Genomic DNA, 15,603 nt, shown 5'->3' on the forward strand with positions numbered 1-15,603 from the left:
GGACGGTGCCGTCGGGGTTGAGGTCGGTGGTGGTGCTGGTGTCGTTGGTGGTGGGGGTGAGGTGGGGGGTGTGGGGGGTGTTGTTGCGGTGGGCGGTCTGGGGGTGTGCGCCGGTCAGGGTGTCGGGGGTGAGGGGTTGGTGGTCGAGGTCGAGGAGGGTGATGCGGTGGGGGTGTTCGGTTTGGGCGGTGCGGGTGAGGCCCCAGATGGCGGCGGCGGTGAGGTCGGGTGCGGGGTCGGCGGGGTGGGTGGTGACGGCGTGGCGGGTGACGAGGGTGAGGTGGCCGTCGGTGTGGTCGGGGTGGGCGAGCCAGGTTTGGAGGGTGGCGAGGGTGCGGGTCAGGACCTGGTGGGTGTGGGCGGGGTCGGTGGTGGTGGAGGGTTCGATGGTGAGGAGGACGTGGGCGTGTGCGGGCACGGTGTCCAGGTCGGTGTGGACGGGGGCGTCGAGGCCGAAGGTCTCGGTGCCGAGGACGACCGGGTCACCGGTGATGGTGGACCCGGTGGCCTTGGTGGCCGGTGTCCACGTCAGCTGGTAGAGGTCGTTGGGGGTAGTGAGTTGGGTGGTGCTTGCGGGCAGGAGGGTGAGGGCGTCGATGGTGACGACCGGGGTGCCAGCGGGGTCGGTGGCGGTGAGGCCGTAGGTGTTGTCACCGGTGGCTCGCCAGTGGACGCGCAGGGCGGTGGCGCCGGTGGCGTGGAGTGTGACGCCGCTCCAGGCGAACGGCAGCACCACATGGTTCTCCGTCGGATCTGCCAGGAGAACATGGAGGGTGGCGTCGAGGAGGGCCGGGTGGAGGCCGAAGCCGGTGGTGTCGGCGTCGTCCTGGGGAAGGGTGATCTCGGCGAAGAGGTCGCCGTCCTGGCGCCAGGCAGCATTCAGGCCTTGGAAGAGCGGGCCGTAGGCGTAGCCGCGGTCGGCGAGACGCTCGTAGAGGCCGTCGAGATCGATCCGCTCGGCACCCGCCGGCGGCCACACGCCCTCGACAGTAACGGGGTTGACGGCCTCCGAGGTGAGACGCCCGCTGGCGTGCTGGGTCCACCCCGGGCTGCCGTTCTCCAGGCGTGAGTGCACCGTCAGTGTGTAGCCGTCGTTGTCGTCGGGGGTGAGGGTGATCTGGAGGTGGACGTTCTCGGTGATGGTGAGGGGGGCGTGGAGGGTGAGGTCTTCGAGGTGTCCGGCGCCGAGGTGGTCTCCGGCGGCGATGGCGAGGTCGACGAACGCCGTGCCGGGGAGGAGGACGCTGCCCAGGACGGTGTGGTCGGCGAGCCAGGGCTGCGCGGACAGGGACAGACGCCCCGTGAACACGGCGCCGCCCTCACCCGCCAGGTCGACGGTCGCGCCCAGCAGCTCGTGACCGGCCACCCGCAGGCCCAGGCCCGAGGCGTCGCCGGTGACGGCGGGTGCCTCCAGCCAGTAGCGCTCACGCTGGAAGGCGTAGGTCGGCAAATCAACCGTGCGGCCGCCCGCGAGCGTTGAGGTCTTCTCCCAGGTGATGGGGGTGCCGTTGGTCCAGAGGTGGGCGAGGGCGGTGAGGAAGGTGTCGTCCTCGGCCTTGTCCTTGCGCAGGGCTGCGACGGCGACCGTGTCGGTGTCGGTGAGGGTGGTGCGGGTCATCGCGGTGAGGACCGGGTCGGGGCCCAGTTCCAGGAACGCGGTGACGCCCTGGTCGGCGTGGAGGTGCTGGACGCCCTGGTGGAAGCGCACGGTGCCGCGGATGTGTGCGGCCCAGTAGGCGGGTGAGGTGAGCTGCTCGGTGGTGGCGAGGGTTCCGGTGACGTTGGACAGCACCGGGATCGTCGGCGCATTGAACGTCAGCCCGGTGATCTCGCTCGTGAACTCCTCCAGGACGCCCTCCATGTGGGGCGAGTGGAAGGCGTGGGAGACGCTCAGGCGACGGGTACGCCGACCCAGGGTGGCGAAGTGCGCGGCGATCTCCTCGGCGCGCGTGGTGTCGCCGGAGATCACCACGGAGGTGGGGCCGTTGACGGCCGCGATCGACACCTCGCCGTCCAGGAGCGGCAGGACCTCGTCCTCGGTGGCCTCGACGGCGATCATCGCGCCGTCATTGCGCGCGGCCTGCATCAGCCGGCCCCGCGCGGTCACCAGACGCGCCGCCTCCGCCAGGGAGAGGACGCCGGCGACGTGGGCGGCGGTGACCTCGCCGATGGAGTGCCCGCCCACCACCTGCGGCTCCACACCATGGGCCTTCGCGAGGTGGAAGAGGGCGGTCTCGACGGCGAACAGCGCCGCCTGCGTGTAAAGCGTCTGGTCGAGGTCTGCGTCGTCCTCGGCGAACACGACGTCCTTCAACGCCCGCGGCAGGAAGACATCCAGTGCGGCGCTCGCCTCGTCGAACGCCGCCCGGAACACCGGCTGCGTGTCGTACAGCTCCGCACCCATACGGGCACGCTGCGAGCCCTGCCCGGTGAACAGCACCGCCAGACGGCCACCAGCAACAGCGCGACCGCGCACCAGCCCAGGCGCCTCTGCACCCTCCGCCAGCGCGGCCAGCGCGGCCGACCCGCCCAGCACCACCGCACGGTCCTCGAACACCGCCCGCGACGACACCAGAGACACACCGATGTCGGCAGGAGACAGGCTGCTCGCAATCGTCAGCAGTCGTGCGGCCTGACCCTCAACAGCCCGCGCACCACGACCCGACAGCACCCACGGCACCACACCAGGAACAGACGGGACCGCCGCTGGAGCCTCCTCAACAGCGGGCGCCTGCTCCAGGATCACGTGGGCGTTGGTGCCGCTGATGCCGAACGACGAGACGGCTCCACGACGCGGGCGTCCGGTGTCCTCCCACGGACGGGCTTCGGTGAGCAGTTCGACGGCACCCGAGTCCCATTCCACGTACGGCGAAGCCTCGTCCGCGTGTAGCGTGCGCGGCAGCACGCCGTGCCGCATGGCCATCACCATCTTGATGATGCCCGCGACGCCGGCGGCGGCCTGGGTGTGGCCGATGTTGGACTTGATCGAGCCGAGCCACAGCGGCTGGTCCGCATCGCGGCCCTGGCCGTACGTGGCCAGCAGGGCCTGCGCCTCGATCGGGTCGCCCAGGCGGGTGCCGGTCCCGTGGGCCTCGACGACGTCCACGTCCGCCGTGGTGAGGCGGGCGTTCGCCAGTGCCTGGCGGATCATGCTCTCCTGGGCGAGACCGTTGGGCGCGGTCAGGCCGTTGGAGGCGCCGTCCTGGTTGACGGCGGATCCCCGGAAGACCGCGAGTACGGGGTGGCCGAGTCGCTGTGCGTCGGAGAGCCGCTCGACGAGCAGCACGCCGACGCCCTCGCCCCAGCCGGTGCCGTCGGCGTCGGCTGAGAAGGCCTTGCAGCGGCCGTCCGCCGACAGGCCGCGCTGACGGCTGAACTCCAGGAACATGCCGGGGCTGGACATCACGGTGACACCGCCGGCCACGGCGAGGGTGCACTCGCCCTGGCGCAGAGACTGCGCGGCCAGGTGGAGCGCGACCAGCGAGGAGGAGCATGCCGTGTCCACCGTCACCGCCGGGCCCTCCAACCCGAAGGTGTAGGCGATGCGCCCGGAGGCGATGCTCGTCGTGCTGCCGGTCAGCAGGAAGCCGCTGAGGCCTTCGGGAGCCTGGTGCAGGGGCGGGCCGTAGTCGAGGGACGTGGCGCCGACGAAGACGCCGGTGCGGCTGCCGCGCACGGTGGCGGGGTCGATGCCGGCCCGTTCGAACGCCTCCCACGTGGTCTCCAGGAGGAGGCGCTGCTGGGGGTCGCTGGCGGTGGCTTCGCGGGGGCTGATGCCGAAGAACTCGGCGTCGAAGAGGTCGGCGTCGTGGAGGAATCCGCCGTGGCGGGTGTAGGAGGTGCCGATGCGGAGCGGGTCGGGGTCGTAGAGGGCGTCGGTGTCCCAGCCTCGGTTGGTGGGGAAGGTGGAGATGGCGTCCGAGCCTTCGGCCACGAGCTTCCAGAGGTCTTCGGGGGAGGAGACGTCGCCGGGGTAGCGGCAGGCCATGCCGACGATGGCGAGCGGTTCGTCCGCTGCGGCCGGTCCGGTGGCCACCTCGACGGCGGTGGGCTGCTGGACGCCGGAGATCTCGGCCAGCAGGTACGCAGCCACGGCGTCCGGCGTGGGGTGCGCGAAGGTCAGGGTGGTGGGAATCGAGAGGCCGGTCGCGGAGACGAGCCGGTTGCGGAGCTCGACGGCTCCGAGGGAGTCGAAGCCGAGTGCGGAGAAGGGGCGCGTGCCGTCGACCGTCTCCGACGTGACGTGGCCGAGCACGATCGCCACGTTGGTGCGGACGAGTTCGAGCAGAGCCTGTTCCCGTTCGGCGGCCGGGAGTTGTGCGAGGCGGCTCGCGAACGTGTCGGTCGGAGTGGTTGCGTCGGTAGGCTCTTCGTCTCCGGGGAGGAAGGTCGCTGGGACTGGCTGCTTCACACGGTTCGTGACGTCCGGCCAGTAGCGCTCACGCTGGAAGGCGTAGGTGGGCAGGTCGATGGTGCGGCCGCCGGCCAGGGTTGAGGTCTTCTCCCAGGTGATGGGGGTGCCGTTGGTCCAGAGGTGGGCGAGGGCGGTGAGGAAGGTCTCGTCCTCGGCCTTGTCCTTGCGCAGGGCCGCCACCGCGATGGTGTCGGTGTCGGTGAGGGTGGTGCGGGTCATCGCGGTGAGGACCGGATCGGGGCCCAGTTCCAGGAACGCGGTGACGCCCTGCTCGGCGTGGAGGTGCTGGACACCCTGGTGGAAGCGCACGGTGCCGCGGATGTGCTCCGCCCAGTAGGCCGGAGACGTCAACTGCTCGGTCGTCGCGAGGGTTCCGGTGACGTTGGACAGCACCGGGATCGTCGGCGCGTTGAACGTCAGCCCGGTGATCTCCCGGGTGAACTCCTCCAGCACGCCCTCCATGTGGGGCGAGTGGAAGGCGTGCGAGACGCTCAGACGGCGGGTACGCCGACCCAGGGTGGAGAAGTGCGCGGCGATCTCCTCGGCGCGCGCGGCGTCGCCGGAGATCACCACGGAGGTGGGGCCGTTGACGGCCGCGATCGACACCTCGCCGTCCAGGAACGGAAGAACCTCGTCCTCCGTGGCCTCGACGGCGATCATCGCGCCGTCGCCGCGCGCGGCCTGCATCAGCCGGCCCCGCGCGGTGACCAGACGCGCCGCATCGCTCAGCGACAGCACACCGGCGACGTGGGCGGCGGTGACCTCTCCGATGGAGTGCCCGCCCACCACCTGCGGCTCAACGCCATGGGCCTTCGCGAGGTGGAACAGGGCGGTCTCGACGGCGAACAGCGCCGCCTGCGTGTACAGCGTCTGATCAAGATCGGCGTCGTCCTCGGCGAACACCACGTCCTTCAACGCCCGCGGCAGGAAGACATCCAGCGCGGCGCTCGCCTCGTCGAACGCCGCCCGGAACACCGGCTGCGTGTCGTACAGCTCCGCACCCATACGGGCACGCTGCGAACCCTGCCCGGTGAACAGCACCGCCAGACGGCCGCCCGAGGCGGCGCGACCGCGCACCAGCCCAGGCGCCTCGGCACCCTCCGCCAGCGCCGCCAGCGCAGCCGACCCGCCCAGGACCACCGCACGGTCCTCGAACACCGCCCGCGACGACACCAGAGACACACCCACATCAGCCGGCGACAGACCGTCCACCGCCGTCAACAGCCGCGCCGCCTGACCCTCAACAGCCCGCGCACCACGCCCCGACAGCACCCACGGCACCACACCAGGAACCGCCGACACCTCCGTACGAACGTCCTCGACAACCGGCGCCTCCGCCAGCACCACGTGGCAGTTCGTCCCGCCCATGCCGAACGAGCTGACACCGGCGACCAGCCGCCGCTCGGGCTCGGGCCAGTCGGACAGCTCCTGCTGCACCGCCAACCGCAGTTCGTCCAGCGGGATGTCCGGATTCGGGCTCTCGTAGTTCAGGCTGGCGGGCAGCTCACGGTGGCCGATGCTCAGGACCGTCTTGATCAGGCCGACGATGCCCGCCGCGCCCTCCAGATGGCCGACGTTCGTCTTGGCGGACCCGACCCGCAGCGGCCGGTCCGCCGGGCGGCCGGACCCGAGGGCGGCGCCGAGGGCGCGCGCCTCCAGCGGGTCGCCGATCCTGGTGCCGGTGCCGTGCAGTTCGACGTACTGGACGGCCTCCGGGCTGGTGCCGGCGTGCTCGTGGGCGAGCCGGATGACCTGCTCCTGGGCGCGGGCGCTGGGGACGGTCAGGCCGGGCGTGGTGCCGTCGTTGTTGACGGCGCTGCCCTGGATGACGCAGTGGATGCGGTCGCCGTCGGCGAGCGCGCGGGAGAGCGGCTTGAGGACGACGGCGCCGCCGCCCTCGCCGCGCACGTAGCCGTTGGCCCGCGCGTCGAAGGTGTAGCAGCGGCCGTCGGGGGAGAGGCCGCCGAACTTGGTGACGGCGACGGTGCTCTCGGGGATGAGGTTGAGGTTGACGCCGCCGGCGATGGCGAGCGTGGACTCGCCCTTGCGCAGGCTCTCGCAGGCGAGGTGCACGGCGACGAGGGCCGAGGACTGCGCGGAGTCGACGACGAGGCTGGGGCCGTGGATGCCGAGGAGGTAGGAGAGGCGGTTGGCGATGATGCCGCGTTCGACGCCGGTGAGGGAGTGCCGGGTGATGCCGGCCGCGCCCCCGTGCTGCTGGAGCAGGGTGGCGTAGTCGTCCATGATGGCGCCGACGAAGACGCCGGTGCGGGTGCCGGCGATGCCGTCGGGCGCGATGCGGGCGTTCTCCAGGGCCTCCCAGCCCAGTTCCAGCATGAGCCGCTGCTGCGGGTCCATGGCGACGGCCTCCTTGGGCGAGATGCCGAAGAAGTCCGCGTCGAAGCCGTCGACCTGGTCGAGGTAGGCGCCGAGCCTGGTGACGGCCTTTCCCGGGGCGTCACGGTCGGGGTGGTGGAGCTCGTCCGCGTCCCAGCGCCCGGCGGGGGTCTCCGTGACGGCGTGTCCGCCGGTGCGCAGCAGCCGCCAGAAGGCGTCGGGGTCGGCGGCGCCGGGGAGCCGGCAGGCCAGGCCGATGACGGCGATGGCCTCGGTGGTCGGCGCCGCCGTCGACGGGGTGCCGGTCGGGGTGCGGTCAGTGCTCATGGTGCTGCTTACCTCTCGTCGTCATCAGCGCCCGTCGGTGTCGGCGCCCGTCGGCGCCCGTCGGCGTCAGGGCCCGTCGGTGTCGGCGCTCGTTCCTCGTCCGCGGGCCGTCGCGCCCGGGGGTCGTCGTGCGTGGCCCCGCGCGCGGTCGTCAGGTGCGTCCGCCGACGTCGGCGCGGGCCGGCTCTCCGTGGCCGGCCCGCGCCGCTGTCGGGGCGATCGGGTGATCAGGAGGCCGCCGACCTCCGCGCGGGGGCCAGGACGCCGCCGAGACTCCGCTGCAGGACGTTCAGGAACTCCGTCGTGGACTCGCGGGTGAAGAAGTGGCCGCCGGGGAGCCGGTGGACCCGGAAGTCGGACAGCGTGTGGTCGAGCCAGCGCTCCGGCTCGGCGCCCTGCATCAGCGGGTCGGAGAGCCCGGTGAAGACCTCGATCGGGAACGGGAGGCGGGGCAGGAAGCCGCGGTCGTGGCTGCGACAGACCCGCAGGTCGTCGCGGACCATGTCGAGCGCCGCGGTGAGCCACTCCGGGTAGGCCAGGATGCTCTCGGACATGCCGCCCAGGTCGAGCAGGACCCGGGTGAGCTCGTCGTCCGGCAGCTCCGGCAGCTCGCCGAGCGCCGGCGGGCGGTGCGGTGCGGGGTAGGCGCCGACGAGCAGGGCCTCCGGGAGCGGGCCGCCGGTCCGGTAGAGCCGCCGGGCGAGGTTGTACGCGACCAGCGCGCCCATGCTGTGCCCGTAGAAGGCGAACGGCTGGTCGAGGACGCCGTCGAGCTCCGCGACGAGGTCGTCGACCAGCGGTTCCATCGTCCGGAACCGCGGTTCGCCGTTGCGGGTCTCCCGGCCCGGGAGCTGGACCGGCACCACCGCGACGTCGCCGCCGAGCCCCTGGTGCCAGCCGGCGTACGCGGAGGCGCCGCCGCCCGCGTGGTGGAAGCAGAAGAGGCGGATCCGGGCGTGCCGGGCGGGTTCCCGGGCCAGGTAGCGCGAGTGCAGTGGGAGCGGGGTGCTCACGGCAGCGTCACCAGGTCGAAGACCCGCTGCAGGCTGGGGGCCTCCAGGAGGTCGGGCAGCGAGACGCGGCGCGCGGTCTCGCGCTCCAGGACGACCACCAGGGACAGCATGTGCACCGAGTCCCAGCCCGGCACCCGGTCGAAGGGCAGTCCGACGTTCTCCGTCGTCACGTCGAGGCCGAGCTCGTCCTGGAGGAGGGTCACGAAGTCGTCGAGGGTGTTCAAGAGGGGTCTCCATGAAGGGCTCCGGCGCCTTCGGGGCTGCCGGACGGGCGGTCGGAGGAGTGGTCGTCCGGAACGGACGGGTCGGACGGGTCGGCCAGGCCCGGGAGCTCGGCGTGCAGGAGGACGTACGGCGGCGGCGCCGGGATCTCGGCGAGGTCGTGGCGGAACACCGCGGTGGTGCCGTCGTCCGAGACCTCGGTGAAGCCGACCAGCGGGTAGAGCCCGCGCACCTTGCCGTTCTTGGCGGTGCGCCGGTAGGTGCCGAGGACCTCCGCCGCCCCGGAGTCCTTGAAGTGCCGGAGCAGCGCGCTCAGGCAGGCCTGCTCGATGCCGCGGGAGAACACCCGGCAGCTGAGCAGGAAGTTGTCGATCGTCGCCGTGCCGCCCTCCTGCCGGGCGAGGACCGCCCCGACCAGGCCGTTCTCGCCGAAGCGGTCGCGTGAGTGGACGGTCAGGACGAGCGCGTCGGGGTCGGCGCACAGCGCCCGGACGTCGGACTGCTGGAGCCGCTCGGTGGTGAGGTTGAACTGGTTGGTCCGCTGGGTGATCTGCGCCAGCCGGGGGACGTCCCGGTCCTCGGCGGCGGCGAAGCGGACGGTCACGTCCAGCTCGCGCAGGTAGTCGTCCAGCGAGTCGAAGGTGTCCAGGAAGTCCTTGCGCTCCAGCTCCTCCCGGTAGGTGGTCGCCCGGGAGCGGTCCTCGGCGGTGAGCTCCAGGACGTCGAACCAGCCGTCGCGCAGCAGCTTCTCGACGTGCAGGGCCGGCTCGGTGTCCAGCCGGAGGACGGCGACGCCCGGCAGCTCCCGGCGCACCAGCCCGCACTCGTACGGGCTGTCGTCCGCGAAGACGAAGGAGTCGACGCCGAGGTTGAGGTCGGCGGCGAGCTCCTTGAGGTTCTCGTGCTTGGGGCGCCAGTTGGCGACGACCCGCACGAAGTCGCCCTCCCGCAGCACCATCTGCGGGTGGGTGCCGAGGACCTCGCGGACCGGGTCGAGGTCGTTCTTGCTGACGGCGGCCAGCAGCACGCCCTGCGAGGTGACCTGCCGGACGACCTTCTGGAAGGCCCGGAACGCCTCGCCCCGGTAGGTCTCGGCGACCTCGATGCCGTCGAAGCCGTCCTCGCCGAGGATCCCGCCCCACACCGTCTCGTCCAGGTCGAGGACCAGGGCCTTCTTGGCGCGACCGACCAGCGTGCGGGCCAGGTGCCCGATCTCGCGGGCGTAGCGGGCGAGCAGGGGTGAGGAGAGGTGCGCCTTGGTGTAGAGGCTCAGCCGCGGGTCGGCGACGGCGAGGCCCTCGGCCACCAGCGGGTCCAGGTCCACCACCACGACCCCCGGCCGGCTCGCGCCGAGGCGCAGCAGGCGGGCGTTGGCCTCGCGCCAGAGCGCGCCGACCAGGGCGCGGGAGCGGTGGTCGACGACCTGGGCGGTCAGGGCGCGGGTCAGCGGGAGGGTGTTGAGGACGAGGGTGCCGCGGCCCGTGGCGGTGAAGCGCTCGGCCAGCCGCTCGATCAGCCCGGTCTTCTCGGCGAGCACCCGCTCGACGTCCGCCGGGCCCCAGGGGCTCGGCAGCTCGTCGAGGACGATCCGCGGGTCGAGGACGCACAGGACGAGGTCGGGCTCGGCCGCGTACAGGTCGCTGCCGGGGTCGGTCAGGTCGAACACGTAGCTGTCGAAGTCCGACACGGTCGCGTCCAGCAGGACGCCGTGCCGGGCCAGTTCGGCGGTCAGCGGCGGCACCAGGGCGGACAGTGTGCCGTGCCCGGTGACGGCGACGCGGAGGGCGGGGACGCCCGGGTGGGCCTTGCGCACCTCGTCGGGGGCGAGCCGGGCCAGGTGGTTGCCGGCGCGCAGGAGGTCGGCGTCCTCCAGGTCGGTGAGCAGCTCCCGGACCTGCGGGTAGTCCTCGGCCAGCCGGCCGGCGCGCTGCAGGGCCTGGAACCGGGCCATCGGGTCCGGCTGGTCGGCGGTGGCCGGGGAGGCGCCCTCGCGGGCGGGAGCCGGGGCGGGGTGGGAGGCGGTCGGCTGCGGCATGGCGGATCAGACCTTCTCCAGCGCGAAGCCGGCCTTGATCCACTTGCTCGACTCGACGGCCACGCACAGCGCCCGGTCGCCGTCGGTCATCTGCGGCAGCGCCCGCTCCAGCTGGAGGAACGGCACCGCGTTGCCGGTGTTGGCGGTCTCGCGGACGCAGGTGATCTCCTCGGCGCCCGGCATCCCCAGCTCCGCCACGATCCGGGCGGTCATCTTGCCGGACAGCTGCGGCGGCAGCAGGTAGTCGACGTCGGTGTCCTGCCAGCCGAGGTCCTCCAGGATCTCCTTGGCGATCTCGGCCGACATCGTCGGCACGGACTCCTCGATCGCCTTGTAGTCCTCGTTGACGGCCTGCTTGTCCGAGTGGCGGTCGGTCCGGCCGAACCACTCGACGCTCTGGCCGGGCGGCCGGTTCAGGCCGGTGAGCCGGGTGTAGATGCGCCGGATCGACGCGGTGCCGGGCACCGGGTCGGTGGTGAGGACGGCCGCCCCGGCGCCGTCCCCGAACAGCACGACGTTGACGAGCTCGGAGGGGTGGAGCGTGCGCAGGTCCAGCGTGACGTCCAGGTGCTTGGCACAGACGTCCCCGCCGAGGACCAGCACGTTCCGGTGCTCCCCGGTCAGCAGCATCTGCCGGCCGAGCTCCAGCGCCTGGACGGCGCCGGAGCAGCCGGACTGGAGCTGGTAGGTCGGGACGTCGTTGATGCCGAGCCGGTCGGCGATCAGGTTGACGGTCGCGGGCATCAGCTGGTCGGGCGTCGCCGTGCCCAGCACGATGCCGGTGATGTCGCCCGGGCCGAGGCCCGCGGACTCCAGCGCGCGCCGCGCGGCGGTCTCGCCCAGCTCGGCGAGCGACGAGCGGATCTCACCGCTCTCCAGGTCGACGGCCAGATGACGCGTGTCGGTGCCGACGAACGCGTCGATCCATTGCTCCCACAATGCGTCCATCTGGAACCGGCGGGCGAGGGCCGCGTTGTCCAGGGCAGGGCCCGGGAGCGCTGTTCCTACCGACAGGATGCGGACGTCAGGGGTGTCCATCCTGGTCCTTTCCGAGTGAATCGAGCCTGGGATGAAGGCCGACGAGCAGCCTGTGGAACTCCTGGCCATGCTCGGAACCCCCGCTAAAGCCGCTCTAACCCACTGCTTGGTCTTGTCGCGGGCCGCCCGGCCCGGGGGGCGGACCGCTTTAGGGGCGGCAAAGGGCCCCGTTAGTCGGGTCGGCGAGTTTGCTGAAACGTGTGGCGTACGGCCGGGCGCCGGCCCCACGAATCGAAGGTGACGGCCCCGCGAGGAGAGGGTGGATAACGCATGTCGTCGAACGAGGACAAGCTCCGCGACTATCTCAAGCGGGTTACTGCTGATCTCCATGTGTCACGGCAACGTGTCCAGCAATTGGAGAGCGAGAATCAGCAGCCGATCGCGATTGTGGGGATGGCCTGCCGCTACCCCGGCGATGTTCGCTCACCCGAGGATTTGTGGGACGCGGTGATCGGGGAAACCGATGCCATTTCCGCATTTCCGGCGAATCGCGGATGGGATCTCGACGCCCTCTACCACCCCGACCCCGACCAGCAGGGAACGGTCTACTCGCGCGGCAGCGGATTCCTGCACGACGCCGACCTGTTCGACGCCGACTTCTTCGGCGTCAGCCCGCGTGAGTCGCTCGCGACCGACCCGCAGCAGCGCCTGCTGCTGGAGACGGCCTGGGAGGCGTTCGAGCGGGCCGGAATCGATCCCGCCACCGTGCGCGGCAGCCGCACCGGCGTCTTCGCGGGTGTCATGTACAACGACTACAGCTCCCGCATGACCCGCATGCCCGACGGCCTGGAGGGCTACGTCGTCAGCGGCAGCGCCGGCAGCGTCGCCTCCGGCCGGGTCGCCTACACCTTCGGGCTGGAGGGCCCGGCGGTGACGGTGGACACGGCGTGCTCGTCCTCGCTGGTCGCGCTGCACCTGGCGGCGCAGTCGCTGCGCCAGGGCGAGTGCACCCTCGCCGTCGTCGGCGGCGCCACCGTGATGGCCTCGCCCAACGCCCTCCTGGAGTTCAGCCGCCAGCGCGGCCTCGCGCCCGACGGCCGCTGCAAGGCCTTCGGCGCCGGTGCCGACGGCACCGCGCTGAGCGAGGGCGTCGGCGTGCTGCTCGTCGAGCGGCTCTCCGACGCGCAGCGGCTGGGGCACCCGGTGCTCGCGGTGGTCCGCGGGTCGGCGGTGAACCAGGACGGCAAGAGCAGCCAGATGACGGCGCCGAACGGGCCGGCCCAGGAGCGGGTGATCCGTCAGGCGCTGGCGAGCGCCGGCCTGTCGGCGGCGGAGGTGGACGTCGTCGAGGCGCACGGGACGGGCACGCGGCTGGGTGACCCGATCGAGGCGCAGGCGCTGCTGGCGACGTACGGGCAGGGGCGTGAGGCGGAGCGTCCGCTGTGGCTGGGGTCGGTCAAGTCGAACATCGGCCACACGCAGGCGGCGGCGGGTGTGGCGGGCGTCATCAAGATGGTGATGGCGATGCGGCACGGCGTGCTGCCGCGCACGCTACACGCGGACGAGGCTTCGCCGTACGTGGAATGGGACTCGGGTGCCGTCGAACTGCTCACCGAAGCCCGTCCGTGGGAGGACACCGGACGCCCGCGTCGTGGAGCCGTCTCGTCGTTCGGCATCAGCGGCACCAACGCCCACGTGATCCTGGAGCAGGCACCGGCCGTTGAGGAGGCTCCGGCGGCGGTCCCGTCTGTTCCGGGTGTGGTGCCGTGGGTGCTGTCGGGGCGTGGTGCGCGGGCTGTTGAGGGTCAGGCCGCACGACTGCTGGCGATTGCGAGCAGCCTGTCTCTTGCCGACATCGGTGTGTCTCTGGTGTCGTCGCGGGCGGTGTTCGAGGACCGTGCGGTGGTGCTGGGCGGGTCGGCTGCGCTCGCCGCGCTGGCGGAGGGTGCCGAGGCGCCTGGGCTGGTGCGCGGTCGCGCCGCCTCGGGTGGCCGTCTGGCGGTGCTGTTCACCGGGCAGGGTTCGCAGCGTGCCCGTATGGGTGCGGAGCTGTACGAGACGCAGCCGGTGTTCCGGGCAGCGTTCGACGAGGCGAGCGCGGCGCTGGACGTGTTCCTGCCGCGGGCGTTGAAGGACGTGGTGTTCGCCGAGGCCGACACCGATCTTGATCAGACGCTGTACACGCAGGCGGCGCTGTTCGCCGTCGAGACCGCCCTCTTCCACCTCGCGAAGGCTTATGGCGTGGAGCCGCAGGTGGTGGGCGGGCACTCGATCGGCGAGGTCACGGCCGCCCACGTCGCCGGTGTGCTGTCGCTGAGCGATGCGGCGCGTCTGGTGACCGCGCGGGGCCGGCTGATGCAGGCCGCCCGCGGCGACGGCGCGATGATCGCCGTCGAGGCCACCGAGGACGAGGTTCTTCCGTTCCTGGACGGCGAGGTGTCGATCGCGGCCGTCAACGGCCCCACCTCCGTCGTGATCTCCGGCGACGCCGCGCGCGCCGAGGAGATCGCCGCGCACTTCGCCACCCTGGGTCGGCGCACCCGCCGTCTGAGCGTCTCCCACGCCTTCCACTCGCCCCACATGGAAGGCGTCCTGGAGGAGTTCACGAGCGAGATCACCGGGCTGACGTTCAACGCGCCGACGATCCCGGTGCTGTCCAACGTCACCGGAACCCTGGCCACGACCGAGCAGTTGACGTCTCCGGCTTACTGGGCGGAGCACATCCGCGGCACCGTGCGCTTCCACCAGGGTGTCCAGCATCTCCACGCCGACCAGGGCGTCACCGCGTTCCTGGAACTGGGCCCCGACCCGGTCCTCACCGCGATGACCCGCACCACCCTCACCGACACCGACACGATCGCCGTCGCAGCCCTGCGCAAGGACAAGGCCGAGGACGAGACCTTCCTCACCGCCCTCGCCCACCTCTGGACCAACGGCACCCCCATCACCTGGGAGAAGACCTCAACCCTGGCCGGTGGCCGCACGGTTGATTTGCCGACCTACGCCTTCCAGCGTGAGCGCTACTGGCTCGACGCGCCTGCGGTTGCGGGGGACGCGTCGGGTCTGGGGCAGAGCATCACCTCGCACGCCCTGCTCGCGGCCGCCGTCGACCTCGCCGACGAGGGCGGCGCCGTCTTCACCGGACGCCTCTCCCTCACCGCGCAGCCCTGGCTCGCCGAGCACGCCGTCCTGGGCAGCGTCCTCCTCCCGGGCACGGCGTTCGTGGACCTCGCGATCGCGGCCGGTGACCACCTCGGCGCCGGACACCTGGAGGACCTCACCCTCCACGCATCACTGACCGTTGGCGAGGGCGAGGGCGTTCACCTCCAGGTGACGGTGAGCCCCGACGAGAACGAGGGCTTCGCGCTCGCGGTGCACTCGCGTGCAGAGAACGGCGAAGGCGTCTGGATTCGCCATGCGACCGGCCGACTGACGTCCGAGAGCGTCGCCCCCGTGCTCATCGAGGGTGCCTGGCCGCCGGCGGGCGCCGAGCGCATCGACCTCGACGGCCTCTACGAGCGCCTCGCCGACCGCGGCTACGCCTACGGCCCGCTCTTCCAGGGCCTGAATGCTGCCTGGCGTCAGGACGGCGACCTGTTCGCGGAGATCTCCTTCCCCCAGGAGGACACCAGCGGCTTCGGCCTCCACCCGGCCCTCCTCGACGCCGCCCTCCACACCCTCCTCCTCGACCAGGAGGAGGACCGCGTGGTGCTGCCGTTCGCCTGGAGCGGCGTCACCCTCCACGCGACGGGCGCCACCGCCCTGCGCGTCCGCTGGCAGTCGACGGGCGAGAACACCCATGCCCTCACGGCCACCGACCCCACCGGCACCCCCGTCATCAGCGTCGACACGCTGACCGTCCGGGAGACCACTGCGGACCAGCTCGCCACCGCCACTCCCACCAGCGACCTCTACCAGCTGACGTGGACACCCGTCCCCAAGGCCACCGGGTCCACCATCACCGGTGACCCGGCCGTCCTCGGCACCGAGACCTTCGGCCTCGACGCACCCGTCCACACCGACCTGGACACCGTGCCCGCGCACGCCCACGTCCTCCTCACCATCGAACCGTCCACCACCACCGACCCCGCCCACACCCACCAGGTCCTGACCCGCACCCTCGCCACCCTCCAGGCCTGGCTCGCCCACCCCGACCACACCGACGGCCACCTCACCATCGTCACCCGCCACGCCGTCACCACCCACCCCGCTGACCCGGCACCGGACCTGACCGCCGCCGCCATCTGGGGCCTCACCCGCACCGCCCAAACCGAACA

At 72.0% G+C, this 15,603-nt stretch carries 5 protein-coding genes and 1 pseudogene; 1 reads left to right on the plus strand and 5 read right to left on the minus strand.

Features of this window, described 5'->3' with window-relative positions; all coding sequences use genetic code 11:
• From ACFVFS_RS38685 to ACFVFS_RS38705, 5 genes are all read right to left on the minus strand, one after another.
• On the minus strand, window positions 1-7,078 hold a 7,078-nt coding region (locus ACFVFS_RS38685; protein ID WP_380629714.1), incomplete at its 3' end, for a type I polyketide synthase.
• A 227-nt stretch (window positions 7,079-7,305) separates the two neighbouring features.
• Window positions 7,306-8,091 carry a thioesterase II family protein gene (locus ACFVFS_RS38690; protein ID WP_380629715.1) on the minus strand — a complete coding sequence of 262 codons (786 nt, stop codon included), beginning with the start codon at window positions 8,089-8,091 and terminating at the stop codon, window positions 7,306-7,308.
• Complete coding sequence (locus tag ACFVFS_RS38695; RefSeq protein WP_376097347.1) at window positions 8,088-8,315, minus strand: acyl carrier protein; 228 nt, start codon at window positions 8,313-8,315, stop codon at window positions 8,088-8,090. The genes ACFVFS_RS38690 and ACFVFS_RS38695 overlap by 4 nt, the downstream gene beginning before the upstream one ends.
• A complete protein-coding gene (locus tag ACFVFS_RS38700; protein ID WP_380629716.1) occupies window positions 8,312-10,348 on the minus strand; it encodes an HAD-IIIC family phosphatase in 2,037 nt (678 codons plus the stop codon). The genes ACFVFS_RS38695 and ACFVFS_RS38700 overlap by 4 nt, the downstream gene beginning before the upstream one ends.
• A 6-nt stretch (window positions 10,349-10,354) precedes the next feature.
• The gene (locus ACFVFS_RS38705) at window positions 10,355-11,386 is read right to left on the minus strand and encodes a 3-oxoacyl-ACP synthase III family protein (RefSeq protein ID WP_380629717.1); all 1,032 of its coding nucleotides are present in this window, start codon (window positions 11,384-11,386) and stop codon (window positions 10,355-10,357) included.
• Window positions 11,387-11,671: 285 nt separating this feature from the next.
• On the opposite strand from ACFVFS_RS38705, the pseudogene ACFVFS_RS38710 reads away from it, so the two are divergent.
• Window positions 11,672-15,603 (plus strand): annotated as a pseudogene (locus tag ACFVFS_RS38710) (type I polyketide synthase); the annotation flags it as partial.

Source organism: Kitasatospora sp. NPDC057692 (genome assembly GCF_042799475.1).
Classification (GTDB): domain Bacteria; phylum Actinomycetota; class Actinomycetes; order Streptomycetales; family Streptomycetaceae; genus Kitasatospora.